This is a genomic window from Draconibacterium halophilum (assembly GCF_010448835.1).
Classification (GTDB): Bacteria; Bacteroidota; Bacteroidia; order Bacteroidales; family Prolixibacteraceae; genus Draconibacterium; species Draconibacterium halophilum.
Window position 1 is genome coordinate 3,542,405 of sequence record NZ_CP048409.1, and the last position, 26,988, is coordinate 3,569,392.

A 26,988-nucleotide genomic window follows, 5' to 3' on the forward strand; every position below is an offset into this window, starting at 1 on the left:
TTAATAACATTTTTAATCATATTTATGGTCATATTTTTAAAACTAAACCCCTAAAAACAAACAGCTTCAATTGCTAAATGCTTTCTATACATTGCAACTACAAACCCTAAAAACAAAACACCATGGTATCACACCCTCAACCTCCCGACAATGGATTTACATTTAATGTAAGCACCGAAAAACGACGTTTAACTTACCATTTCAAAAAAAGGGGAATCCCTAAAAAAGAAAAAGGAAAAGTATTAATTGCAACTTGGAACCTTACCAATTTTGGACAACAAAAGCGCACACCCCACCACCTCGAAATAATGGCGCACATACTAAGCAAATTCGATGTAATTGCCGTACAGGAAGTAGCCGATAACTTAGAACAATTCGACACATTATTAAATGAAATGGATGGCAACTACGAAGCCTTCTTCTCCGATATTGCCGGTAATTACGAGCGCCTTGGTTTTATTTACGATGCAACAAAGCTCAAACGCCGGGGCTTGGTTGCCGAATTGGCAATGCGTAACAGCCAACGGAAACATATCACCATTGAGGTCGGCGATGAAAAAGAGGAACAAGAGTTCAGCGGTTTCAACCGCAACCCATACATGGCAACCTTTTATGCCGATAACTTTGAATTCACACTTGTTAATGTCCACCTTTACCGGTCAAACAAAAACATCCGCTTACTAGAAACAAAAGCCATATCAAACTGGGCACGCAAACGCTGCGAAAAACCTTTAAGCAATGTACCATCAAAAGACATCATGCTCCTTGGCGATTTCAACATGCCCAAACTCTCCGAAGAAGACCAGTATTACAGCGAGATAACCCACAATGGGCTTGTTGCGCCATTGCACGAAACCGAATACATTGGCAGCAACCTGGCAGGTGACAAAAACTACGACCAGTTATTTTTCTTTCCAAAGCATACCAACGAAGATTTCAACAACGGGAAAATTGGTGTAGTCGACTTCGATAATTGCGTATTCAAAGACTTATGGAAATCCGATAAATCACACAAAAAGGAATACTTCTTCCAGTACATCCGTTATTACATGGCCGACCATAGGCCACTATGGGCCCAATTCAACTATTAAACTGCAAGTAGGGGCATAACTTCCACATGTAGGAAATAATTATTTAAATGTAGGGCTACACAAAATAGCAGTAGGAGCCAGAAAAATAAAAGTAGGATGTCTTCACCGGTTTGTAGGAACACATAATTAAAAAGTAGGTATTAATAAATAAACTGTAGGAACAAACAATTAACTGGTAGGAACAAATAAATTGAAAGTAGGAATACCTCATCTACAAAAATGAAAAAAATGAACCTTTATATTAACTAAAACAAATTAAATTATGGCATCTAAATTAAAGAACACTGAAGCAGCGCTTCTTGAAAACTATCGTGTAGCATTAGAAAATGCCGAATCCCAACCTGAAATCGCACAAGAACTAAACGAAATTGGCTACAGCCCCGAAGTAATTTCCGAGGGCAAAGCAATTTATGAAGAAACACGTTTAGCCTATGACACAAACAAAACCGAAGATGATGAAACATCTGTGGCATCAGCTACTTTCAAAGAAAAAAGAAAAGAACTTGAAGACTTTTTCATTGTACACCGTAAAAAAGCCCGTGTAATCTTCCGGAACGATGAAGTAACACAAGAAAAACTGGCAATCGACCATTATCCTTCAGGGGCTTATGTGAAATGGCTTGAGCAAGTCAAGAAATTTTATACGGTGGCAGCTTCCGATACTGAAATACAAAATAAATTAGCCCGCCTGGCAATTTCTGTTGATGAAATATCACAAGGCAATACCCTCGTGTCGGAGATTGAAACAGCACGTGCAAATTACTTACGCGAAGTGGGGGAATCACAAGACGCCACAAAAGCAAAAGACCAAGCATTTATGAAACTTGCAAACTGGATGCAGGACTTTTATGCCGTTGCCAAAATTGCATTAGAAGATAAACCGCAGCTATTAGAGGCACTTGGATTAACCATCAGGTCATAAACTAAAACTCTAGCACATGCAATTTAAATTCCTTTCTAAACTATTTGGTGGCTCTGCAACTGATTTTGTTGACAGCCTGACCAACTCAATCGATGAATTCACATTATCGAAAGAAGAAAAGAACGAGTTCAAGCTAAAACTGCAAGAAAACATGTTAAAGCTTGACCAAAGCGCTGAAGAGACCTATAGGGACGAACTAAGTGCACGTACTGAAATTATAAAAGCCGAATTAGCACAGGGTGACAAATATACAAAGCGTGCCCGCCCTACAATTATTTATGTTGGCTTGATTTTTATTTTTCTCGTCCATGTGGTGTTGCCATTTATTGCATTCTTTACAAAAAACCTCGAATACGATGCAAACAAAATGATACTACCCGAAGCCTTTTGGTGGGCATGGGGCGCTGTTGTCGGTATTTATGGTACTGGCCGCACGTTTGAGAAATTTGGAATTTCGAACAAGATAACCCAGGCGATGACTGGTTCTGGTGCTTCAAAGGCCAATCAAAAAGTTAAAGATACATTTAACAATCAAAATGCAGTAGGATGATTACGGTTCGAAAACATTTATTAGTAAATGAGGCTTCCGAAAAACCAATAACCTTTAAAGAAACACCTAATAACTCAGGCCGTTTTTCAGGGGGGATGCCAGATACAATTGTAATTCATTATACCGCTGGTGGTTCATTTGTTTCTTCTGCAAATTGGCTGTTAAGGAAAGAAGCACGTGCATCCGCACATCTTGTTATAGGCCGCAAGGGCGATATTTTCCAATTGCTCGGGCTCGATAAGATATCCTGGCATGCAGGTAGAAGCGAATGGAATGGAAGAAAAAACCTCAATAATTACAGTATAGGTATTGAACTTGCCAACTATGGTTTGTTGAAAAAAAGCCCTAAAGGTTATGTTACAAGTTATGGCCAGTTAATTGACGATGACAATGTCATTTTAGCCAGCCATAAAAGCGGGGGCACTGAGTTGCCCTGGGAGCGTTACACCGAAGAGCAACTTAGTACCTTAGAAGAGGTTTGTCTTGCCATCAGGCAAAAATACAGCATCAACGAAATTGTTGGGCACGAAGATATTGCCCCTGTCCGCAAAACAGACCCTGGGCCGGCATTCCCAATGCTGGAATTTAAAAATAAGATTCTTTACGGACGCATGGATAATAGTGAGGAAGAATCAAATATCACTTCATCCGGTGGGATTGTCTTGGCCAATCGTTTAAATATCCGAAATGCCCCAAGGGGTAATGCAACAACAGTTTCAGACCCATTAAAAAAAGGCACAATGTTCAATGTGCTCGAAGAAAAAGGGGAATGGGTAAAAGTTCGGGTTCAAACAGAGGGTTGGGTTCACAAGAACTATATAAAGTACTATAAATAACCCTGCCCTAATTGTAAGCACATTGGCAAGCCCCATAAGCCCACGCTTTACCAAATGCTTGCCAATAAGCTTACAATTTTGCCCTCGCAGTTGCCGCTAAGGCGGCATTGGGGTTGCCCCCCACAAATAAATTTAGCTCAATGCACAAACGTTGCTGGGATGAAAGTTACGATAAACAATATTTCCAAATATTATGAAAAGTATTAGCTTTGAACAACACCAAACCCAGTTGCTAACATTTTGTATATTTAACTGTGGGGGCAGTGGTAGTTTCAACTCCCCCACCCGCCTCAAGTTGGTGTGTATGCGGACTGGAAATTCTCACGAAAACCACAGCTAAACATACAATTTCACGTTATCATTCAGTTTAAACAGTATGGTGGTAGATAAAGGGGAAGTGGAATCTAGCGGAAAGAAAAATGGATAAGAAAATAACCAAAATAATAAAGGAAAGATTCGCTAATAATGAATTTGATGTGAAGTCAAATTTGACGTTCTATAAGCAAAATAAAGCTGAGTTTTACGAAATGGTCAGGCGTGGAATTATCACCAAGAATGTAGGTGGTAAGATTTACTTAATCGAAAAACCAAAGCCATTTATTAAGAAACACGCAAAATGGATAATTACAACAGTAATCGCACTGGTTGTAGCAATTACCCCATTTGTAATCAAAAAATGTGATACGGATTCCCCGGCAAATAAGCAGAAAGATATAACCCAATCGTCATACCAAGAACAAAATAAAATAGAATCTGAAAAAAATTATCAGAATTTAAACCAAGTAGATTCAATACGTTATCAAAAAACCGATTCAGCAAGCGTCCCATAACTTAAAACTTAACAACACTATCGTGTTGGTTGATGTAGGAATAAAAATTTACAACTATGAAAAAATTACTATTCATTAGAAAAATCAAATTAGACTTTAATGGCAATGATCGCATGTTTATTCAATATCAAGATATCATAGATGGTGAACTATTGAGTCTTAAAGATGAAAACAAAGGCATTCAATTTAAATTTGCCGAAGAATTAACAGCAATAACAGAGGATCATGTCATTTTTTCATTCTGGGGCGATTATAAAGGCTAATAATATTCATAATACCTAATGCTAAACCTAAAGAACAAAAACCTTACAATACGCTTCTTTTTGAAGAAATTGCCATACAGTTTCTTTCGGGTTTCGTTCACAAGTTCATCGTGAATATAAAACAGAGGCCTTTTTACCATCACTTAGATTAAAAACCGAATGATAACAAATTGTATATTTCATTTCGGTGTGGTTACTTAAAACGGCCAGTATTTGTTATGAAACGATTGGTTAATACTTGAAATATCTTATTCCCGAAATAGAAACATACAAGTGACCGTTAACCGCAAGGTTGAAAAAATGAGACTTTAATGACAGAAATTTCTTCCATAAAAAAAGGTGATTCTTTCGAAAAGAAAGTTTTTAATATTATTGACGACTTGCTTCGAAATGATGAATTCTTTGTAAGTGGAAAGAAAAGTAAGATTTTTTGGAAAAAGAAATACCCATCCTCAAAAACCGGAGAAGTTGAAGTTGATATTTCCATAGAAACCTATTTAAACGGAGCAGAAGAATATTCTTTCCTTACAGTCATCGAATGCAAGAATTACAAAGGCAAAATACCAATTAATGATATTCGTGAATTTGGTTCGGTTCTTAATGAAATCGGTGAACATAACACAAAAGGGATTTTAATATCAAGTTCTACATTTCAACAGGGGACAATAAATTTTGCGAAATCAACAAAGATTGGTTTAGGAAGAATAAATTTCGAAAATGAAATAGATTGGATTAACCACAGATTAGATAAAAAGGGAAAAGTTCTAAGCGTAGAAATATCAAATCAACAACTTACATCTGACGACCTTGATAGGAAAAACTTTATTGCAATTAATGAGAATCAGGTTTATGACAACTTGCCAAGCTTATTGATAGGTTTTGAAATTTTTGACAGGTTTAGAAATCTTACTAAATACGTTGACGTTCCTTATAAAACTGAAGAAAATATTGAAAAGTCAGTAAAGGAAATTTTTGATTATTCTTTCTACAAAAATGATGAATTTGTAATAGAAAGAGCGTGTTCTAAACTGTCTGAATTATTTGATATTGAATTTATCTTTGGTGAAGAATTGCCAATTCATATTCTTGGGAAAATTGAATTTAATCCTTTAAAAATCTTCGTCACCAAATCCTTACAAACTGACATTTATAGATGGAGGTTTACAGTTGCTCATGAATTTGGACATCTAATCCTCCACAAGCAATTATTAAATGAATTTCTAAACAAAAAAGAAGATGGGGAAAAAACACTTTCATTTTCTCAAAGTGAAGCTTTTACAAATAACAAAAGATTAGAAATACAAGCAAATCTTTTTGCAAGCTTTTCGTTACTCCCGACTAATTCCTTTCTAAAACAGGTTGAGAAATACTTTGAGAAAGAAAATATTCACAAAGGATATTTATATTTAGACAATCAGCCTGTTAATCAAAGGTTAGTGCTTGGATTTTTAAATGAAATGCAATTACATTTTGGAGTGTCGAAAGATGTGGCAAAATATAGACTAATTAAATTAGGGTTATTAAAAGATGCAACCGATACTTCAATATCAAGTATAATGAGAAAATTATGAAAACCCAGCGGTTAACAAATTGTAAATTGCATTGCGGGGTTTGTGGTGTGTCGTTCGCTGGATTCTCGCAACATCGTTCCGTCCTGCCGGACAGGAACGAGCTCCGAAATCCGCAACGACAACTTACAAGTGACCGTTACATGTAATTTTGAAGAGAACACAAATGAGAACTATTTTAGTAATACTTTCAATATTATTTTCTTGCAGTCTTAACGCACAGACTAAAGAAAAAAATCAAATTAAAATTGAGCAAGGAGAATTGGGAATTGTTCGAGATTCCAATTTGGAATTTAAACTATTAGAATCAGGTGTTTATTCGAAAGACAGATTGTCAATAATTACAATTTATACGCTTACTGAACAGAATTTCGAACAAGATTGTAACGTCTATTCAAAGTATGGTAAGAAATATGACATTAAGATATCGACAAAGTATCAATTTAACAGAGAAGCTATTTCTAATATCTCAAAGCTTTCAAATCCAATCCCCTTAGATTATTTAAAATATGAGTTAATACCAGAAATAAGATTTGCAGCAAGAGAAATAACAGGATATTACACATTTGATGAATTAGACCAGAATAAGGCAGGTAAAGAAATATTGGAATTTCTTAAGACTCGCTTGAAAACCGGAGTTTTAATAAAATCAATTGATATTGAAATAATAAATAAATAAATAAATAAATAAATAAAAAACTACATGTAACACAGTGTAAATTTAATAGCGGGTTCGGTGGGTGTTCCAACGTAGGATTCACGCCCAATTATCCGTTCCTATCGGACGGATAACCGCACGTAAATCCGCTACTAAACTTACACAAACCGTTAGCGGGAATTTAAAAATAGAGAATGAGAAATTTAAAAATACAGCATCATGAAAAAAACTTGGAATTTTTATTTCAATTTAGCACAAATACTCTTATTGAGTTCATTTGTCTCTTGCAATAATTATAAGGAGAAAACTTTTCTTGATTTTGAGTTTGGCATGACTTATAATGAATATATTAATCATGCACGAAGTCTTCAGAAATCAGGTTTCATTAGTAATCTTAATGGAACGGACTTTGATTATACTATAAAACTTAGTGAAAATGAATTTGTATTCTTCCGTGTTCATGCGTATGTATATTCAAATTCTAGACTTTCAATGATAAGTGCTGATTCAAAATATGATTTGAATGACAAGGAAAAAGAACAATTATATAAAATTTTTGTCGCAAACCGAGGACAAACAACCGAACCATACAGAAAATCCTATTCTGAAAATATCTGGAGAGCAATTTGGGACTATCGAAATACAGATACAAGAATCGTATTTGTAGACAAAGATGAAGATGGTGAATGGGAAACATCAATTAATTACATGGCAACAGGGAATCTTAGAGATAGAATCGACAGGAAGGACAAAAAAGAAAATGGGATTATAGATGTGAAAAATAAATATTAGTGTCATGCTTTGTGCGTTATGTAAAAATATTGAAGCGGATAAAAAAAATACCCACTTTTTAACAGATAGTGTTATCAGAACCTGCCTTAATGAAAACGGAGAAAACATTCGTGAAAAGGGACTATATTTTGATATTTCTAATGAAAATCCATTTGTTGAATTCAATTTTCAAAGACGGACGACTTTTGAAAAATTAAACACAATTTTAGGCAGACAACCTGATGATTTGGAGATTGAGAAAGCAAAACAAATTCCATTTTCAGTGGATTTTGTGTTTTGTTCAAATTGTGAGAAAAAATTTTCTGAAATTGAAGAAAGTTTTACGAAAAAATATTTAAAGGATTTTAGGAATAATCAATATACAGGAAATTTGAAATCTATAAACGACTATAAACTCATCAAATTATTCTTTCTCTTACAAGTTTGGAGAACTAGTATTTGCGACAGTATCTTCACAATTGATGAAGAAGTTTCTGAAAAACTACGATTGATATTTTTAAATAAAGAGGAGATTGAACCTGAAGTTTTAAATGAGTTTCCAATCTCTGTTACATACTTGATTACTGAGCATAATGACGATGCAAATAAAGCTAACTTTGTTGGTTATACAGACGACAAAAACCCAAATTTAATTTTCATGAATGATTTCATTATTCAATTTTACAATAATTATGACTCAATAAGATTTTTTGATTTTTATGGGCTAAACGATAAAACGGATTATACAAATTATCTCAATCTGGATACACAAGCATTTATATTTAAGTTATTTACTGCTGAGCAGAGAATTAATCTCCTAAATGAATTTATACTTGGTGATAAAATTCGAGCATTGATTGATTTTTATTCTGAGAATTTTGCAAGACTTTGGTTTTCACTATTTGGCAATTATCCACAAATTTCATTAATACAATCTTATTTATCGTTTATTACAAATGGAAGTGAAAAGAACTTATTGCATTATACAAAAGATAACATATTTAAGCTTACAAGTAAATTTATAGAAAAACAATTAAAATAAAAACTCCCGCTAACAAAGTACATATTGCAGGGCGGGGTTCGGTGGTACGCCAACTGCGGATTCTCGCATCGCAGTTCCGTGTCCTTCGGACAGGAACGCTCTCCGAAATCCGCCCCGACAACATGTACCAACCGTTATAACCAATTTTAAACAAACTCGATGGCAAAACGACAATCTGACGGAGATGAAACTTGGAATAGACTTTTAAATTGGACTAAAGGACAAAAATCAAGTGAGAGACTTTCTGCTCATATTTTGAATTCAGAAGGATTTAAGTCACTTGACCCATCGCACCCATTGGGTGGAAAGGATGGTTTAAAAGATATTGTTTCGATAAAAGATAACCTTCAATGGATTGGTGCTGCATACTTTCCAAGGGGACAAATGAAATTTACTGAAATAAAAAAGAAATTTTCAGAAGATTTAAAAGGAATTGATGCAAATAGTGTAAGTGGACTTGCTTTTGTTACAAACCAAGAATTGACCCTAAACGAAAGAAAAGAATTAAAAAAAATTGGAAAACCACATACAATTGAGGTATTCCATTTAGAAAGAATTGCTCATATTTTGGATAATGCAAAAAATTATGGAGTTAGGTTAGAATTCTTAGATATCGAAATGACAAAAGAAGAACAACTGGCTTATTTTGTCGTCAAAGATGAAAAAATGTTAGACCTGAGTGAAAAAATAGAAAATCTAATGGTTGATTATTCCAGTTTTAAGCGTTCACTTATGTTAGACGAAGATTCTGAAATTTTTAAAAATAGAACAGAGGAAGAGGTATATGAAATGATTGAAAGATTTTCAGACCAAATTTGGTATAATAGGCATCAAGGTTTAAAACAAAGACTAGCAGCTAAACAAACTACTGTTGACCCCGAAATTTGGGCAGGTGCTTTGAAAGCAGCCAAACGAATTGAGGAAAAATATGGTGAAGAAAATCTGTGGCACGAAAGCGATTTTGAATGGGGTATGCTCAATGGGAAATTATCGGCATTAAGATGGTTGACTGGAGATGAGTGGGATATGCTTGATACATAAAAAACTGGTTATAACAAATTGTAAATTGCATTGCGGGGTTCGTGCGGTGTCGTTTGCTGGATTCTCGCAACATCGTTCCGTCCTGCCGGACATGAACGAGCTCCGAAATCCGCAACGACAACTTAGTGTGCCGAGAAGCGATGAATCGGCAATTAACGTTCATTGCATGCTATAATTAAGATGGTGGAAACGACCCACCAAAACCGTTGTACAGGCAAGGGTTTTAAACCACCTAAAGGTGCTGTGTTTAAGAGGCATGGTATTGAGCGTTTAGGAAAAGGTTCTGTCAAGAGCAGAATCAGGTATGGATAAAGGAGATGAACTAACCGTAACCGCTGAAGAGGTGTCGAGAAGTTGCCACATTCTGTCAAAAGCTGTAGAGTAAGTTATGCAGTGATAAGCACAGCGGAAACCTGTTTACTGGCTGTGCGGCAGACGTCATTCAGGCGGCATGACCTTTATCTGGGCTTAATTATGGAACTCGGGAATCTGTCCTGCAATGCAAAGGGAAACGCACAACGGGAACAACCTGAAGGCAGAATACCGATGAGCAGGAACAGAGACGGACTAACCCGTAGTAGCGATGAAGTTTCTGTAATGGAAATGGAGCGAAGGGGTTAGGTTATACAGTATCATAACATTGAACAACTCGCAAGAGGATGAATTTATGGAATGAGACAAAATCAGTACCTATAAGCAAAACCATGGTATGGGAAGCTTATAAGAAGGTAAAAGCCAACAAAGGGAGTGCAGGTGTTGACCAAATCAGCATTGAAGAATTTGATGCCGAAAGGTCGAAACATTTGTACAAGCTTTGGAATCGTATGGCATCGGGCAGTTACTTTCCGCCACCTGTTAAAGAAGTTGAGATAGCAAAGAAAGACGGTAAAACCCGCTTACTTGGTATACCAACTATCTCCGACAGGATTGGACAGATGGTTGTAAAAGATTATTTAGAACCAAGGTTTGAGGCTATATTCAGTACTAATTCCTATGGTTATCGTCCGAGCAGGAATGCCCATCAGGCTCTTGCAAAGGTTCGTGAGAATTGTAGGAAGACAGACTGGGTAATCGACCTCGATATAAAAGGTTTCTTTGATAATATCGACCATGGAAAACTACTGCGTGCCTTGGAGAAACATTTAACCGAGAATTGGTGCTTATTTTACATCAAACGGTGGCTGAATGCACCCGTGCAAACGAAATCAGGAGAACTGGTTCACAAGCAGGGGAAAGGCACTCCACAAGGCGGTGTGATAAGCCCGTTACTTGCCAATTTGTTTCTGCATTATGCCATGGATAAATGGCTTGAACTAAAGCACAAAACAGTGAATTTTGTTCGCTATGCCGATGATGCAATAATTCACTGTGAGAGTAAAGCCCAAGCAGAATGGCTGCTGGAAAAGTTACGTGTAAGGCTTGAAGATTGTGGATTGGAACTCCACCCAGAAAAGACAAAATTGGTTTACTGTCTTGACTATCGTAGACAAGGCACTCATCCAATTGTAAAGTTCGATTTTCTGGGTTATTCGTTTCAACCATGTACAACCAAATCGCCAAGAACAGGAAAACTGTTTCTCGGGTACGATTGTGCTATCAGCATTAGTTCTAAGAAACGCATTGCTGATAAAATGGAAGAACTTAACATTGTTGGATTGACCTATAAAAGCATTGTTGGTGTAGCTCAATTTCTAAACCCGTTTATTCGGGGATGGATTAACTATTTTGGTAAGTTCAGAAAACACGAGTTGAATCCAATCTTTATTTGGCTGAACAAGCGATTAATCCGCTGGGCAAGGAAAAGGTACAAACGCTATAAAACCAGTATAAAACGAGCTTTCCAATGGTTCACGAGAGTTAAGGAACAATTCCCGAGCCTGTTTTACCATTGGCAACTTGGATTAGGTTGATGAAGCGTTTAGATTTGTATAACAAGAGCCGTATGACGGGAGACTGTCACGTACGGTTCTGTGAGAGGCTTAGGGTGAAAGTCCCTTTGCCTACTCGACCAAGTGACCGTTAGCCACAATTATGAAGACAATAACTACCATAATATTAATAAGTTTCTCGTTTTTTGTATCAGGACAAACGATTAAACCTAATTCATACTGGATTGCTGTAGAGTCGAATCAAATTGGCGAATATGGTATTTCACCATTAGATGGTATGATTTTAAAATTTAAAGAGAAATCGGTTGAGTTTGAACATGTCTTCTTTGACTCAATTCAGTCCGTTCCAATGAAAATCAGAAAAAACAGAATTAGTCTTGAGAAGAAGTTATGGGCAAGAATTTATCACATTGACAAAGACAGTTTATTGTTGGACTTTGACAAAAGAATGAGGGTAAAGTTTGTACCATTAGAAACACATAAAAAAACAATGACTAATATTGATTTCTGGAATTACATTGACTGGACATTTAATAGAAATGATTATTGTGAAGAAATAAAACTTACAGACCATTTATGGGATATGTATCCAAATGAAATTGCAAAAAATTGCTTAGTCTTCTCTGAATGGGAAGACAAACCATATGCAAGAAATGAAAAATGGAATGTTAAAGTCGTTAATGACAATCATATTTTTGTTAAAACTTTTGGGCAGTTTGACTATGAGATTTATAAAGTTCTAAAATACTCTGGTGATTCAGTTGTTTTAAAAAACTTAATTGATAAAAATGAATCCTTAATGGTTAAAACTTCTTCCATATCAGATTCAGATTACAACTCCATTTTTAAAAAGATTAAGAATTACAAATGGAAAACAATTGAATTAGTTAATAAGAGACAAGCATTCGAGGGTGATTCTGCATTTTCCAAATACAATTCAGGAGGGACATTTTTGCCTGACACATCATTGATAAAGATGTCAAGTCTCAAAAATCAACAAATCTCTTTATTATTTGATGATGCTGAATATAAATACTTTGTTTCTGACACTTTATACAACTCTGGAAAATGGAAATTATCGAAAAGTGGAAAGGAAATTATTTTAAATGAAGGATGTATTCAAGAAGACTATATTGACTTATTAAATGTAGGCCAAGACACTCTCACAATAGGTAAATTTGATATGATTCAGTTTAGTGATATAAAAAGGAGGTACGTTGACTTTTATTATGTATTGAAACTTATAAAATAACTGTGGCTAACAAAGTGCAAATGTAATGCGGGCGGGCTGCGTGTTTAAGCGTAAGCGCCCTGTTCAAACACCGCCAATCCGTCGTTGACGGATTATCGGTTAAAAACAAAATTTAGTGCTACGCCGGCTTGGCTCCGTGCAACCCTGAAAAGTTGCCGTTTTAAAGCTCCGCACTACACTTGCACCAACCGTTATGCAACAGTTTAAAACCGACACGAAAATGTTTGACGAGAAAACAAGACAAGAACTAAAATATTACGTTTACATGCTTATCGACCCGACTGATAATAAACCATTTTATATTGGAAAAGGTATCGATAATCGAGTATTTAATCATTTGGACTTGTAAGCTTCCCCAAAAACAGGACAGTTTAAAAGTAGACAAATAAACGTTAATTTTGAACTGTTAAAAGATGAAGAAGAAAAGATTTACACCACAGCAAATCTCCTCCATTTTGAAGGAGTACGAGAACGGCAAAAGCGTAGAAGAAATTGTTCGAGACCATGGCGTTAGCCGAGCCTCCTTTTATAAATGGCGTCAACGTTTTGGTGGCATGGAAGCCTCTGAGTTAAAAAAGCTCAAGGCACTTGAAGAGGAGAACCGCAAGTTAAAAATGATGTATGCTGAACAAGCCCTGGATTTAAAACTTGCCAAACAGATTATCGAAAAAAAGCTTTAAAGCCTTGTGAAAAACGAGAGATTGCAAAAGAAGTTTGCAAAGTTCCAAAAGTAGGCATCCGCAGGGCGTGCCGTGTACTAAACATCAGTCGTTCGGTTTATTATTATGAATCGATAAAAGATGATGCTGAGATAATTGAAGCACTTACCATAAAAGCGAAAGAGCACCCAACCGAAGGTTTTTGGAAAACCTATGGCCGATTACGCCTGGAAGGTCATGACTGGAACCACAAGCGGGTATATCGGGTTTATTGCATGATGAAGCTAAACATGCGAAGGAAAGTAAAGAAAAGGCTCCCTGCCAGAGTTAAGCTTCCTTTGGTAATTCCTGAAACCATCAATCATTGCTGGTCGATTGATTTTATGCACGATGCACTTGAAAACGGGCGGAAGATAAAGAGTTTTAATATCATGGACGATTTTAACCGAGAAGCACTTCATGTTGAACTTGACCATTCGATTCGAAGTAATAAAGTAGTTTATGTTTTGAACCACTTAATAAAGCGTAGAGGCAAACCAATGAAAATAAGGATGGATAATGGTCCTGAGTTTATTGCAGAACTTTTAAAAGAATGGAGTGAACTTCAAGGAATAGAACTTTTATATATTCAGCCAGGAAAGCCAACGCAGAATGCTTTTGTGGAACGACTAAACGGAACATACCGCAGAGCGGTACTGGATGCTTACCTGTTCCAATCGCTGGATGAAGCCAGAGATGAAACAGATAAATGGATATTTGATTACAACTATAAAAGGCCGCATGATTCACTGGGGGGAATGACTCCCATAGATTATGCCAATAAAATGAAAAACCAAAAGCTAAAAAGCAAAGAAAATGTGATTCATGAACCTGTCAAGGGTATATAAACGACTTCGCTCACTCAGTCGCCCTTGACAGAACCAAAAATCACACTGAAAAGGCTTTTAGAATTTGGTTATAAAAAAGAAAATAATCTATTTTTAGATAGTCCTAAAAAGGGGAAGCTTACAGACTGTGCACTGACAGACTTAGATTTGACAAGTGCCAAGTATGAGAAAATTAGGGAAATAACAAATAGTGGACAAACAGTCGGACACATTATTGTTAGGCACGGGCTGACTGAAAAAGAAGCGTTCCAAATCGAAGCAAGTTTAATTGATGCGTTTAACTTCAGTGGCATATTGCTTTCAAACAAAGTTTTAGGACACAACTCAATAGAAAAAGGATTAATGACCTCGGATGAAATCAAACGTTTATACAATGCAGAGCCACTTGACAAAATCGAAGAGGATTGTATAATAATCAATATCAACAAAAAGTATCAACGAGGAAAAGGAGAACAATCAATTTACGAGGCAACGAAAGAAACTTGGACAATTAGAGAAAGTCGGTTATATCAATTAAAATATGTTTTGAGTGAGTATCGGGGACTAATCGTTGAAGTGTTCGAAGTTTTTGAATGGTATGAAAAAGAAAGAGGCTTCACTCCCAACGCAAAAAGATTCGGAGAAACAAAAATAGGATTTGGTTTTAACGGACAGATTGCACCCGAAAATATTCGCATGAAGTATTTAAACAAATCAATTGCACATGTAAAAAAGAGAGGAGCAGCTTCTGCGATAAGATATAATTTGTAAATAATGAATAAAAACCGTTGCATAACACAGTACATATTGCAGGGCGGGGTTCGGTGGTACGCCAACTGCGGATTCTCGTTTCGCAGTTCCGTGTCCTTCGGACAGGAACGCGCTCCAAAATCCGCCCCGACAACATGTACCAACCGTTAGTGCCCATTTAAATGAACATTTACAGAAATGAATAAACGATTTTTAATATTTTGTTTTCTTTTAGTCTTGGTCAACCTGATTGGATTCAGCCAATCTGCAGCTGATTCATTGAAAATAGATATTTATTCCAGTGATTCAATAAACGGAATTTATATTCCCAAAGATTTGAATGATTGTTTTATTCAAATAGATGGATTTTGGAATGATTCTATAAAAACCAAGGTTCAGTCTTGGACAGAAAATGAATTTTGTGGTAATGCTCATTTGGGATTTGGGATGTGGATGAGAAATAATTGGGGATTATGGAGTGGTTCAAGACTACAAGTATATTTTAAAGATAAAGGAATATATCATCCTGATGATATGAGTGGTATCATCTTGACATCTTATCATAGGTATTTGACAGGGAAAGACGTTGAATTAAAAAAACAAATAAAGGAATATAAAGCATATTGGAAAAGTACTAACGCTAAACAAACTTCTTTGCGATTCGAAGCTAAAACAATTGGAAATAGAAAGTATACAAATATTGACACAGCTTTATTATATACTGATAGTATTATTGATATTGAACTTATTGGATATACCAAATTACCCAAGAAACTGAATAAATTTAGTAATTTAAGTAAATTAACTATTGAAGACTGTCCAAATTTAGATTTTCATAAAGCTTTTAATTCATTAGCAAATTATCAGAATCTTACAGAATTATATCTTTTTGATAATCGGATTAATGATTATCCATCAAATCTTGGCGATTTATCGAGATTAAAAAATTATGGATATCAGGAGATAGTCTTACAAAACTACCTCTTGAAATTAAAAAAATAGAAAGCTTGAATGAATTAATGATAACCGAATGTCCTAATATCAATCTAGATACATTATTTAATTTATTAGTTGATGTAAAAAGCTTACGTGAACTTGATTTATCAGAAAATGAATTGTCCGAGATTCCCAATAGTATAAGAAACCTCACTCAAATAACTGAATTGTGGTTGGATGAAAATCAATTAACCGAAATACCACAAGGTGTCAAATCCTTATCTAACCTTGATTATTTAAGGTTGTTTAGCAATAATATTGAATCATTGAATTTAAAATCAGGTGATTTAATAAATCTTACAAATATTGATTTGTGTTACAATAGTTTTGAGAGTTTTCCGATGGAATTGGAATACTTAAAAAAATTGAGACGAGTGACAATGTGGTATAGTGAGATATCAATTATTCCTGAAGAAATAACTAAATTGAAAGGATTGGAATATCTAAACCTTACAAGAAATAATTTAACAGAAGAACAAAAGGAAAAATTGAAATTACAATTACCTAATACTGAGTTGAAACTGTAAAAAAAAACGGGCACTAACAATGTATATACAAAATAGGCGAAATGGTAGTAAATTCAACGGTTGTAGCCCGCTTCAAAATCATATCAGTTTGATAGGTTTGAAGCCCGCAATCGCCTACATTGCATATACTAACCGTTGTGCGTCAGTGTAAAAAGCCAACGCTCGGTCAAGCACATTCGATTTTTCCCCGACACACAAAGCCAATACTAAAAATCAAAAGAGCTTGGCCTTCCCCGACACAAAAAAGGAGTAAACATTTCTCAATTTTCAATATAATTTTTTTATATTTGACAAATATTGTCTAAACAAATTCGAGATAGATGCTATTTGGCAACAAATTAAGAGAGCTAAGAGAGAAAAATGGACTTGTTTTAAGAAAAGTCGCTGCTATTCTTGATATAGATACTGCAACTTTATCAAAGATAGAACTTGGAGCTAGACAAGCAAAAAGAGAATATTTACCAATACTTTCTGAATTGTATAAAGTTGAAATAAAAGAACTTGAAAAATTATGGTTAACTGATAAAGTGTATGAAATAATTGAATATGAGGAACAAGGCTTAAATGTTCTTAAAGAAGCAGCAAACGCATATAAAAAAACACAAAAAGTACATTAATGAGGTTTATCGGAAATAAAGAATTAATTACAACCGCTATAATTGACCTTTTGGAAGAAAAGGGTCTTGTTTGTATACAACACAATTTATTCAGTAAGGTTAAAGAACATGAAAAACCTTTAACTTTTTTCGATGCTTTCTGCGGAACAGGTGCAGTTGCAGATTCTTTAAAAGGGCATTTGAATTTGGTTGTAAACGATATGATTAAATGGTCTGTTGTTTACACTAAGGGTAGGTTAACTTCAGCTGATTGTGATTTTAAAAAACTTGGGTTTAACCCATTTACATTTTTTAATAACAATAAAGAAATTAGAAAAAATTTCTTTTATAAGAATTATTCCCCAGGTGGTTCAAAACGAATGTATTTTACTCCAGAAAACGCAGGAAGAATTGACTATTTTAGAGAAACAATTGAACAGTGGAAAAAAGAGAAATTAATTAATGACTTGGAATACTCTTTTTTATTAGCGAGTTTGATAGAGTCAATTTCGTTTGTTTCAAATACAGCAGGTGTTTACGGTGCTTTCTTAAAACATTGGGATCCAAGAGCGAAAAAACCAATAATTTTTCAAAAAGTTGAGTCGAATGAATCACATCCGATGAACATACAAACCTTCAATAATAAAATTGAAGATATAATTGAAGATGTAGATTGTGATATTTTATATTTAGACCCACCGTATACTCAAAACCAATATGGAACTCAATATCACTTATTGCAAACTTTGGTTTTAAATGATGCACCTTCAATAAGTCCAATTACAGGCTCAAGACCAACTACGCCAATGCGTTCAGATTGGTCAAGAGATTATAAGTCACATATTCTTTTCGATAGAATAATTGCAAAAACAAAAGCAAAACATATTATTTTTAGCTATAGCGTTGATGGATTCCTTTCTAAAAGCTTTATTGAAGCAAGTCTAAAAAGGTATGGGAATGCAGACACTTACATATGTAAAAAGATTTCCTATAGTAAATACACAAATTTTAAGTCCAGAAGAGGGAAAGAACATTTTGAATATTTATTCTATGTGCAAAAAAAGGAGACAAACGAGATTAAATATGAATCCCCGCTAAATTACATAGGAAGCAAGGCTAAAATGATTGACGAAATTAAATGCTATTTCCCAGAAAAATATTCGAATTTCATTGATGCATTTGGAGGCGGTTTAAACGTTGGTATAAATTCAAAGTCAGACCAAATTATTTATAACGAGTTAAATCACTTTGTTAAAGATTTAGTTGAGTCATTTAAGCTGAATGACACTTATCAATATCTTCTTTATATGAGAAAAACCATAAAGAAATACAACTTAGAAAAAGAAAATTCTGAAAGTTATATCAAGGCTCGTGACTATTACAACTCCTTACCATTTGATAAAAGAGACCCCAAACTACTTTATACTATTATACTATATGGTTTTAATCAACAAATAAGATTCAATGGAGACCACGGTTTTAATAACCCCGTAGGTATGAGATGGTTTAATGATAAGGTGCTTGAGAAAATGATTAGTTTTTCAAGAATTGTTAAGGAAAAGAATATTTCATTTAAAAACTCGGACTATTCTGAGCTATATGGAATAATGAACAATGAATCTTTTGTCTATTTAGACCCACCGTATAGATTAACAACAGGTTCCTACAATGACGGGAAAAGAGGGTTTAATGGTTGGGGATTGAAGAAGAAAAAAGATTATTTGATTTTGCAGATTTTTTGAATAGTAATTCCATCCGTTTTATGATTTCCTATGTTATAGAGCACAAAGAAAGTGTAAATGAAGAATTAAAAGAGTGGATTCAAACTAATGGTTATCGTTTAATAAATGTAAATGATGTTCCAGGAATTCAAAGAAAAGAAGTATTGATTGTAAATTACGATAAGAATGGAGATACCACACTTTGTAATAAAGAACAGGTTTCAAAAAGGAGGGCTTTACCAAGACCTTTTGAACCCAGCTATATTGACTGATGTATGTCAGAGAATAACTGGGCAAAAAAAATATACTGTTGATTTCATAGATGAAGTTAACAAAGGAAGACTAGCTAAGTTATTTTATAATGGCTCAGTAGCTTACATATCGTTTTCAGAGAATAGAGTTAAAAGTAGAAATTCGAGTTTTCAAAGTTTTCCATCAGCACTTGTCAGCTATCTCAATGAAGACATTGAACGCAAGAGTATATGCTATTTTATTCTTGAAACTGATGCTAACATTGAAACTGATTACTTCCTTTTTATGTATCGTCTAATGAAAACAGTTGACACAAAATTCTTAAATGAATCTGAAATGCTTTCTAATCCAATTAGAGGATTTACAACTGTTGAAGATATTATTTTAAACAAAAATAATATTCGAGGTAGGAATAGGGCAAATAATTCTTCCTACATAACCAAATCAGTTGATGAAATCATACAAGTATTTGGTAAGTTATATGGTGCAAATAAATATGAAACATCATTATTATGTCTTGCTCTCTATAAAGTGACCAACAATCAGATAGAACTATTTGAAATAGAAGAAGGAAACTTGAAAAAGTTACCTAAAGAAGCAAGAGACTATTTGTTATCATTAGACAGATTTTCCATTGTAAATGCAACAATTGCATTGGAGGAGTCTGAATTTAGAGAAAATGATAGTTTACGTTCTCCAAGATATATTTACAATCTTTTAGAAAAATATGGAAGCAAAAAATGTGCTTTATGCGATTGTGAAATACCACAAATAATACAAGGTGCTCATATTTGGCCTGTTGCAGATATAAAAAAAGATATCCAACTTAGTCAAAACGAAAAATTAGAACGTGCTATTGATGGAGATAATGGCTTATGGTTATGCAATAATCATCATAAGCTACTTGATGCAAATATCATTAGACTTTTTAATGATTGCACAGTAAAATACAAGACAGAATTAAGTGAAAATCAAAGAGAATATCTTAATGAAGTAACAACTGTAAAAGTATTGTCATCTGATATTGTTAACGATAGATTTACTGAATATTTAACACTTAGAAATCAAAATGCAGTTGTACATGAATATGCAGACTTTCCGAATTAGCTAGCGCAATTTCAAGCACATTGCAATCCTCGTTCCTGCGGTTGCAAAGAGCTTTCAAGCCAATGCTAACGGATAGACAAGCAAGAACAAAAAACACCGAACGCACAACATCGTGTATAGTGCATTTGGCGGATAGTGCTAATTTTAAGGGTGTTACATCTAATAAGCTTTGTAGCGGTTTGACAGGTTCGTGCTTCGAATCGCCAAACGACACCATACACGTAACCGTTACCACCAAGTGTAAAAAAGACATGAAAATAGGACAATTTGCTACTTTTAGAGAAAAATTAAAAACCAATGATAAGCCAACGCACATTGCACACATTGGCAAGCCACACAAGCCGACACTCAAGCCAAAGCTTGCCAAAGAGTACAATCTTTGCCAACCCACAGATTTCAAAATATTACCAGAAATTTTATATACTGGCATATTTTTGATTTCTAAAATTAACCAGAATATTGTATATTTGGCAAAAATTGGATTTTAAATATGCCCAAAATTATAGAAAATAGATTAATAGAAGAATTTAAAGACAGAGAGTCATTCTCCAGAGATGAACTTTTTGAATTCTTTAAATATTTTGAACCTGACCTAAAAGAGGGAACTTTGGGGTGGAGAATCTATGACTTGAAAAACAAAAATATAATTAAACCATTAATGCGTGGTTTATATACTATTTCATACAAGCCAAAATACAAACCAGATGTTTCACAAGATTTAATAAAACTCGCTAAGAAAATCAACGATAGATTCGAAGATGTAAAATATTGTATTTGGGAAACTAATTGGTTAAATGAATTTTCTCAACATCAGGCTAGCAAAAAGATTTTTATAATTGAAACAGAAAAAGACTTTTTAGATTCCTTTTTCTACGAGCTAAAAGAAACGTATAAAGCGGAAGTCTTCCTGACACCGGATGAAAAAGCTATTAATTTTTATGTGGCAGAAAGCCTACAACCTATTGTGATTAAAAAACTGGTGACCCGTTCTCCTATTGGCAAACGAACTGAAAAGAAATTAAAATTTTATACACCTTTCTTGGAAAAAATACTAGTTGATATTTTTTCAGAGAATAAACTTTTTTATTACTCGCAGGGTTCAGAATTGGTTCACATTTTTGAAAATGCATTAAAGAGCTATGACATTAATTTTACAAAGCTCTTGAGTTATGCAAAGAGACGAGAAAGAGACAATGATATCAAATTGTTTTTAAGTAATAACATGAATTATTTAGTAAAAGATATTATAGATGTTTAAAGAGAAATGTTTTACGGAAGAATGGCTGCAATCCTTTAAACAACAGGCAGCACACAGAAGAATTGATATAATCATTTTAGAAAAAATGATTTATGCATTGCATTTATTGGAACAGCTTCAGCAAAATGGATTGAAATTCACTTTTAAGGGCGGTACTAGTCTGGTTTTACTTTTAGAAGAAGGAAATCGATTTTCTATTGACATTGATATTATTTCAAATACAAAAAAAGAAGAACTTGAAGCTATATTGACAAAAGTAATTGAATCTTCAAGGTTTAAGGATTTTGAACTTAATGAACACAGAAGTTATAAACCGGGAGTTCCAAAGGCGCATTACACATTTGCTTATGAATCTTCAATAAAAGGGGCATATGCTGGTACTGTACTTTTAGATATTCTTATCGAAGATTCTCCCTACCCTGAAGTAGCAGAAAAAGAGATAAAAGCCAAGTGGATTGAGACCGAAGATAAGACCATGGTTTCGGTACCAACAATTGATTCAATTACAGGCGATAAGTTAACTGCATTTGCACCAAATACAATTGGCATTCCTTACGAAAAAGGTGGTCAATCTGCTACAATGGAAATTTGCAAACAACTTTACGATTTAGGTAAACTGTTTGAGAAAATTTCATCTTTTGAGGCAGTTGCAAAAAGTTTTCAACTCTTTGCAAAACATGAAATCGAATATAGAAAGGAAACGCACCCCGATTTAACACCTGAGCAAGTCCTTCAAGACACTATTGATACTTGTTTAATTATCACAAAAAGGGAAAAAGGGACAGCAGAAGAGAAAGCAAAGTTTGCGCTATTACAAAAAGGAATTATTGCGTTTGGCACCGGATATTTAATGTCTGGTAATTTTAGAATTGATGATGCAGTTCCGGCATCAGCCCGAATAGCCTATTTGGCAACCAAAATATTAGTAAATGACATGAGTCCGTTATCTTACTATGAAGGACAAGACATGAAAGATTTAAATATTGAAAATCCGGATTGGAATTTTTTGAACCGATTGAAAAGACAACCGGATAAATCTTCATTCTATTACTGGCACCAAACAGTTGAATTATTGAAACTATTAAAGGTATAGCATGATAGCCTACGCTTCGCAGTCATACACATTGCCAAGTCGCTCAAAAACCAGCGCACGACCAAAACTTGTCAAAGAGTATGCCTGCCCAAACACACGATAGACAGAGAAACGGAAGCAAATTGAGAATAAAATGACTAAAAAATAAACACCAGGCGGTAACAATCTGTATATGTCATAGCCGGTTCTGTGGGTAATTGTAGGTTAATCTCCCGCTCCCACTTCATCTCGGTTTGACAGGAAAATAGCCCGCAATCGGCTACGCCACATACAGTTAACCGTTAGCTGTTATTTTAAAGAAGAATTAGAAAACTATGAAAATTGAGAACAAAGACCATCTAATTAAAATGTTTGATGTTCAATACAATACACATCCTGATAAAGATATTGATTTTTACAAAATGTTTATGGCTGTTGAAATGTTGAGAATTATGATTGATAATGAATGGGTTAATCAATCTATATTCAATTGTCATAACAAATTAGACAAGACCAATAGAGAAGCATACAAATTCTTTAGAAGTGAAGATTTGGGCTATAACTGGCAAGAGAGGGTTTATAGACTTGCAGAGTGGGTTTTTAATTTGAGGGATGTTGTAAACTTTGACTTAATAATTCAAGATATATTAAATGGTGAATTAGTTTCACGGTATGCTGAAATGGAAGTTGGTAGTCATTTAAAAATTAATTCGATAAATTTTGAGTTTGTTAAACCATCAGGACAAAAAGGGAATGATTTTGATATAAAAATCAAAGATGAAATTGACATCAATTGTGAAGTAAAACATAAAATAGAAGACACCGACTTTTCAGAAAAGACAATTGAGAAAAGTTTAAGCAAAGCAAATAAACAAATACCTCAAGATAGTCCAGCAATCATATTCATTAAATATCCATCTGAATGGACTGAAGATCCTAATTATTTGGAAAAAATTCAGTCAGCTTGCAAATCATTTTTAAACAGAAATAAAACCCACATAGTTGCTTTAATTTTCTGTTTTCAAATTCCGTTTAGAGGAGGCATGAGTGGTTGGGCTTACAATGTTTTGAGAAATCCTAATTATGCGCATAATCAACCAACAATAAATGTTTTAAACAAACTTGAAACAATGCAATTAAACTCAGAGTGGTTAATTATAGAAAATTTGATTCGTGAACAGTTAAAAATAAAAAGAAAAAACAACAGCTAACACGGTACATATTGCAGGGCGGGGTTCGGTGGTACGCCAACTGCGGATTCTCGTTTCGCAGTTCCGTGTCCTTCGGACAGGAACGCGCTCCAAAATCCGCCCCGACAACATGTACCAACCGTTAGCGGTAATTTTAACGCAACCTAATGGGAATGTATATCATCTAACACAAAAAGAACCTATGAAAAAATATCTTCCTTTCTTGATTTTATTTCCTTTCTTATTAGCAAGTTGCAATGACGAAAGTGAAAATGAAAAACTACAAAGTAGTTGTGATTATATTGACTTTAGATACTATAACGGGGCTGAGGTGTACTTAGGGGAATTATCATATGATTATTTGTTAATTGCCTGTGATACGACTTATACAAACAATGAAATTCAAGAATTCATTTCTACGGAAAGCTACTTTGACCAAAATTACGACTACACAATTTACACTCAAGCAAATTACAAATACAAAGAAATTCCTCTAAAACTTAAATCTTCAAAAAACTGTGAGGAATTAACTTCAATGATTTCCGATTTACAGCAAAATAGTATAATCTCATATGTACATTACACTATTCAAACCGACAACTGCGAAAACTTGATTTGGGAGCCAATTGGAAATTTATGTGTAGATAGTTATAGCAGTCTTTTTTATGTCAAAGTACCTGATGAAACAGATTTAACAGACTTAAATAACGTGATAACAGAAACAAATACAGAACTGGTAGAACAAAATGAATTTATGAAAAACTGGTTTACAATAAGAGCCACAAAAAGTTCAAAAGGAGACGCTCTAAAAATGGCAAACTATTTTTACGAAACAGGACTTTTTGAATCAAGTGAACCTGATATAACAAAATATCCTGTTGAATAAAAAACTACCGCTAACACAGTACATATTGCAGGGCGGGGTTCGGTGGTACGCCAACTACGGATTCTCGTTTCGCAGTTCCGTGTCCTTCGGACAGGAACGCTCTCCGAAATCCGCCCCGACAACATGTACCAACCGTTGTAGGTAATTTTAAAGACTGCTAATTAAAAGCATATTAATAAAATAAAGAAAATGAATCCAAGGACAAAATATGTTATACTGTTTGTGATAATTCCGCTAATTACTTTTGGACAAAAAACACCTATAAGTGTAAAATACCCATCGGATAATATTATTTCGATTGATATTTACAACGCTTACAAGAACCGTAAGGACTATTCTTTGAGTTTAATTGCTAAATCAATTGAATATATTCCACTGGAAACAACTCCTGAATGTTTAATTGGAGATTTATCAAATGCGTTTATAACTGCAACAGATATCTTTGTTTATGTTTATGAAAACATCTGCTATCGTTTCAACAGACAAGGAAAATTTATCAATAAAATTGGAAGGATGGGAGGAGGACCGGGCGAATGTATGCGAACAAGAGATATTGCTGTTGATTCAATCAATAAATGGGTTTATATTTTAGATTACGATAAAATAATGAAATATGATTATAATGGCGAGTTTATAGAAAGCCTCAATCCAGAATCAGGAGCCTTAGGTGGAATTAAAATATTAATGATTGAACCGCAATTGTTTATAATTAGTGGACTTGGTTATGAATACCAAGAACCAGGAAAACGTAACAGTTTCGCTATTTTTTCTGAGTTGCAAAAAAAATATATCTCAAAGATTGCCTGCGAAAAGGAAGACAAAATACCATTCTGCATTAGTATTCCATCCGTGTATAATTTTAATCAGCAGTCCTTTGTCAAAGATTTTTGGAGTGATACAATCTATCGTGTCCAAACCCCATTGAAATTGGAGACTTACGCTACTCTTAAATTAGGAAAATTCAAATACAGAGAAACAGAAGACAAATCAATCCTTTCAGGCAAGAAAGATAATAGTGACAATTTGATTTTAGAGGTATATCGCTTAGCCGAGAGTGAAAAATTTATTTTTATAAGAACGAATAAAGGTGTATTTATTTATGACAAAGTAAAAGAAGAAACTTATTGCGCTAATTGTAAGCTTCCCCTTTTTAGGACTATCTAAAAATAGATTATTTTCTTTTTTATAACCAAATTCTAAAAGCCTTTTCAGTGTGATTTTTGGTTCTGTCAAGGGCGACTGAGTGAGCGAAGTCGTTTATATACCCTTGACAGGTTCATGAATCACATTTTCTTTGCTTTTTAGCTTTTGGTTTTTCATTTTATTGGCATAATCTATGGGAGTCATTCCCCCCAGTGAATCATGCGGCCTTTTATAGTTGTAATCAAATATCCATTTATCTGTTTCATCTCTGGCTTCATCCAGCGATTGGAACAGGTAAGCATCCAGTACCGCTCTGCGGTATGTTCCGTTTAGTCGTTCCACAAAAGCATTCTGCGTTGGCTTTCCTGGCTGAATATATAAAAGTTCTATTCCTTGAAGTTCACTCCATTCTTTTAAAAGTTCTGCAATAAACTCAGGACCATTATCCATCCTTATTTTCATTGGTTTGCCTCTACGCTTTATTAAGTGGTTCAAAACATAAACTACTTTATTACTTCGAATCGAATGGTCAAGTTCAACATGAAGTGCTTCTCGGTTAAAATCGTCCATGATATTAAAACTCTTTATCTTCCGCCCGTTTTCAAGTGCATCGTGCATAAAATCAATCGACCAGCAATGATTGATGGTTTCAGGAATTACCAAAGGAAGCTTAACTCTGGCAGGGAGCCTTTTCTTTACTTTCCTTCGCATGTTTAGCTTCATCATGCAATAAACCCGATATACCCGCTTGTGGTTCCAGTCATGACCTTCCAGGCGTAATCGGCCATAGGTTTTCCAAAAACCTTCGGTTGGGTGCTCTTTCGCTTTTATGGTAAGTGCTTCAATTATCTCAGCATCATCTTTTATCGATTCATAATAATAAACCGAACGACTGATGTTTAGTACACGGCACGCCCTGCGGATGCCTACTTTTGGAACTTTGCAAACTTCTTTTGCAATCTCTCGTTTTTCACAAGGCTTTAAAGCTTTTTTTCGATAATCTGTTTGGCAAGTTTTAAATCCAGGGCTTGTTCAGCATACATCATTTTTAACTTGCGGTTCTCCTCTTCAAGTGCCTTGAGCTTTTTTAACTCAGAGGCTTCCATGCCACCAAAACGTTGACGCCATTTATAAAAGGAGGCTCGGCTAACGCCATGGTCTCGAACAATTTCTTCTACGCTTTTGCCGTTCTCGTACTCCTTCAAAATGGAGGAGATTTGCTGTGGTGTAAATCTTTTCTTCTTCATCTTTT

Annotated in this window: 28 protein-coding genes; 27 read left to right on the plus strand and 1 reads right to left on the minus strand. The window is 34.6% G+C overall.

All coding sequences use genetic code 11. The features are described from left to right. The first annotated feature begins 122 nt into the window (after positions 1 to 122). The 27 genes from G0Q07_RS14305 (at position 123) to G0Q07_RS14430 (ending at position 25,757) form a co-directional block, all read left to right on the plus strand. Positions 123 to 1,091, plus strand: coding sequence for an endonuclease/exonuclease/phosphatase family protein (locus G0Q07_RS14305; protein ID WP_163347301.1), 969 nt, complete (start codon positions 123 to 125; stop codon positions 1,089 to 1,091). Positions 1,092 to 1,353: 262 nt separating this feature from the next. Continuing rightward, on the plus strand, positions 1,354 to 2,013 hold the full coding sequence (locus G0Q07_RS14310; RefSeq protein WP_163347303.1) for a hypothetical protein: 660 nt from the start codon (positions 1,354 to 1,356) through the stop codon (positions 2,011 to 2,013). A gap of 16 nt (positions 2,014 to 2,029) precedes the next feature. Further along, positions 2,030 to 2,563, plus strand: a complete 534-nt coding sequence (locus G0Q07_RS14315; protein WP_163347305.1) for a holin family protein — start codon at positions 2,030 to 2,032, stop codon at positions 2,561 to 2,563. After that, complete coding sequence (locus G0Q07_RS14320; RefSeq protein WP_163347307.1) at positions 2,560 to 3,399, plus strand: N-acetylmuramoyl-L-alanine amidase; 840 nt, start codon at positions 2,560 to 2,562, stop codon at positions 3,397 to 3,399. Before G0Q07_RS14315 ends, G0Q07_RS14320 begins: the two co-directional genes overlap by 4 nt. A 419-nt stretch (positions 3,400 to 3,818) precedes the next feature. Then, positions 3,819 to 4,229: a hypothetical protein gene (locus G0Q07_RS14325; protein ID WP_163347269.1), complete on the plus strand. Its 411-nt coding sequence runs from the start codon at positions 3,819 to 3,821 to the stop codon at positions 4,227 to 4,229. A 56-nt stretch (positions 4,230 to 4,285) separates the two neighbouring features. Continuing rightward, the gene (locus G0Q07_RS14330; protein WP_163347271.1) at positions 4,286 to 4,492 is read left to right on the plus strand and encodes a hypothetical protein; all 207 of its coding nucleotides are present in this window, start codon (positions 4,286 to 4,288) and stop codon (positions 4,490 to 4,492) included. A gap of 311 nt (positions 4,493 to 4,803) precedes the next feature. Further along, positions 4,804 to 6,063: an ImmA/IrrE family metallo-endopeptidase gene (locus tag G0Q07_RS14335; protein WP_163347315.1), complete on the plus strand. Its 1,260-nt coding sequence runs from the start codon at positions 4,804 to 4,806 to the stop codon at positions 6,061 to 6,063. Between the two features lie 163 nt (positions 6,064 to 6,226). Continuing rightward, positions 6,227 to 6,739, plus strand: coding sequence for an SPFH domain-containing protein (locus tag G0Q07_RS14340; protein ID WP_163347317.1), 513 nt, complete (start codon positions 6,227 to 6,229; stop codon positions 6,737 to 6,739). A gap of 198 nt (positions 6,740 to 6,937) precedes the next feature. After that, positions 6,938 to 7,510 carry a hypothetical protein gene (locus tag G0Q07_RS14345; protein WP_163347319.1) on the plus strand — a complete coding sequence of 191 codons (573 nt, stop codon included), beginning with the start codon at positions 6,938 to 6,940 and terminating at the stop codon, positions 7,508 to 7,510. Positions 7,511 to 7,514: 4 nt separating this feature from the next. Next, positions 7,515 to 8,531, plus strand: coding sequence for a hypothetical protein (locus G0Q07_RS14350; RefSeq protein ID WP_163347321.1), 1,017 nt, complete (start codon positions 7,515 to 7,517; stop codon positions 8,529 to 8,531). Between the two features lie 159 nt (positions 8,532 to 8,690). Continuing rightward, positions 8,691 to 9,572 (plus strand): hypothetical protein, encoded by an 882-nt coding sequence (locus G0Q07_RS14355; RefSeq protein ID WP_163344037.1) that lies wholly within the window; start codon positions 8,691 to 8,693, stop codon positions 9,570 to 9,572. 659 nt (positions 9,573 to 10,231) lie between these two features. Then, positions 10,232 to 11,482, plus strand: coding sequence for a group II intron reverse transcriptase/maturase (ltrA, locus tag G0Q07_RS14360; RefSeq protein ID WP_163347329.1), 1,251 nt, complete (start codon positions 10,232 to 10,234; stop codon positions 11,480 to 11,482). Positions 11,483 to 11,603: 121 nt separating this feature from the next. Then, entirely contained in the window at positions 11,604 to 12,713 is a 1,110-nt protein-coding gene (locus tag G0Q07_RS14365; protein WP_163347331.1) for a hypothetical protein, read from the plus strand. Positions 12,714 to 13,126: 413 nt separating this feature from the next. Further along, a protein-coding gene (locus tag G0Q07_RS14370; protein WP_394366525.1) for an IS3 family transposase occupies positions 13,127 to 14,259 on the plus strand; the annotation gives its coding sequence in 2 pieces (ribosomal slippage) (positions 13,127 to 13,388 and positions 13,388 to 14,259; 1,134 coding nt in all). Between the two features lie 24 nt (positions 14,260 to 14,283). Continuing rightward, positions 14,284 to 15,009: an LEM-3-like GIY-YIG domain-containing protein gene (locus G0Q07_RS14375; protein WP_163347334.1), complete on the plus strand. Its 726-nt coding sequence runs from the start codon at positions 14,284 to 14,286 to the stop codon at positions 15,007 to 15,009. Positions 15,010 to 15,186: 177 nt separating this feature from the next. Next, positions 15,187 to 15,990: a DUF6794 domain-containing protein gene (locus G0Q07_RS14380; RefSeq protein ID WP_163347336.1), complete on the plus strand. Its 804-nt coding sequence runs from the start codon at positions 15,187 to 15,189 to the stop codon at positions 15,988 to 15,990. 5 nt (positions 15,991 to 15,995) lie between these two features. Next, positions 15,996 to 16,511 (plus strand): leucine-rich repeat domain-containing protein, encoded by a 516-nt coding sequence (locus tag G0Q07_RS14385; protein ID WP_163347338.1) that lies wholly within the window; start codon positions 15,996 to 15,998, stop codon positions 16,509 to 16,511. A gap of 320 nt (positions 16,512 to 16,831) precedes the next feature. Further along, the gene (locus G0Q07_RS14390) at positions 16,832 to 17,128 is read left to right on the plus strand and encodes a helix-turn-helix domain-containing protein (protein ID WP_163347340.1); all 297 of its coding nucleotides are present in this window, start codon (positions 16,832 to 16,834) and stop codon (positions 17,126 to 17,128) included. Next, the gene (locus G0Q07_RS14395) at positions 17,128 to 18,849 is read left to right on the plus strand and encodes a DNA adenine methylase (protein ID WP_203532558.1); all 1,722 of its coding nucleotides are present in this window, start codon (positions 17,128 to 17,130) and stop codon (positions 18,847 to 18,849) included. Before G0Q07_RS14390 ends, G0Q07_RS14395 begins: the two co-directional genes overlap by 1 nt. Further along, positions 18,801 to 19,100 (plus strand): hypothetical protein, encoded by a 300-nt coding sequence (locus tag G0Q07_RS20410; protein WP_203532559.1) that lies wholly within the window; start codon positions 18,801 to 18,803, stop codon positions 19,098 to 19,100. The genes G0Q07_RS14395 and G0Q07_RS20410 overlap by 49 nt, the downstream gene beginning before the upstream one ends. After that, positions 19,015 to 20,187, plus strand: coding sequence for an HNH endonuclease signature motif containing protein (locus tag G0Q07_RS14400; RefSeq protein ID WP_163347342.1), 1,173 nt, complete (start codon positions 19,015 to 19,017; stop codon positions 20,185 to 20,187). Before G0Q07_RS20410 ends, G0Q07_RS14400 begins: the two co-directional genes overlap by 86 nt. A 251-nt stretch (positions 20,188 to 20,438) precedes the next feature. Next, the gene (locus tag G0Q07_RS14405; RefSeq protein WP_163347345.1) at positions 20,439 to 20,675 is read left to right on the plus strand and encodes a hypothetical protein; all 237 of its coding nucleotides are present in this window, start codon (positions 20,439 to 20,441) and stop codon (positions 20,673 to 20,675) included. Positions 20,676 to 20,677: 2 nt separating this feature from the next. Further along, positions 20,678 to 21,445, plus strand: coding sequence for a DUF6577 family protein (locus G0Q07_RS14410; protein ID WP_163347347.1), 768 nt, complete (start codon positions 20,678 to 20,680; stop codon positions 21,443 to 21,445). Next, positions 21,438 to 22,538 (plus strand): nucleotidyl transferase AbiEii/AbiGii toxin family protein, encoded by a 1,101-nt coding sequence (locus tag G0Q07_RS14415; RefSeq protein WP_163347349.1) that lies wholly within the window; start codon positions 21,438 to 21,440, stop codon positions 22,536 to 22,538. The genes G0Q07_RS14410 and G0Q07_RS14415 overlap by 8 nt, the downstream gene beginning before the upstream one ends. 314 nt (positions 22,539 to 22,852) lie before the next feature. Next, positions 22,853 to 23,728 carry a hypothetical protein gene (locus tag G0Q07_RS14420; RefSeq protein WP_163347351.1) on the plus strand — a complete coding sequence of 292 codons (876 nt, stop codon included), beginning with the start codon at positions 22,853 to 22,855 and terminating at the stop codon, positions 23,726 to 23,728. A gap of 181 nt (positions 23,729 to 23,909) precedes the next feature. Continuing rightward, the gene (locus tag G0Q07_RS14425; RefSeq protein WP_163347353.1) at positions 23,910 to 24,593 is read left to right on the plus strand and encodes a hypothetical protein; all 684 of its coding nucleotides are present in this window, start codon (positions 23,910 to 23,912) and stop codon (positions 24,591 to 24,593) included. 189 nt (positions 24,594 to 24,782) lie between these two features. Then, positions 24,783 to 25,757, plus strand: coding sequence for a 6-bladed beta-propeller (locus G0Q07_RS14430; RefSeq protein ID WP_163347356.1), 975 nt, complete (start codon positions 24,783 to 24,785; stop codon positions 25,755 to 25,757). Positions 25,758 to 25,850: 93 nt separating this feature from the next. Here G0Q07_RS14430 and G0Q07_RS14435 read toward each other — a convergent pair. Beyond that, a protein-coding gene (locus G0Q07_RS14435) for an IS3 family transposase (protein ID WP_394366525.1) occupies positions 25,851 to 26,983 on the minus strand; the annotation gives its coding sequence in 2 pieces (ribosomal slippage) (positions 25,851 to 26,722 and positions 26,722 to 26,983; 1,134 coding nt in all). Positions 26,984 to 26,988: the final 5 nt, after the last annotated feature.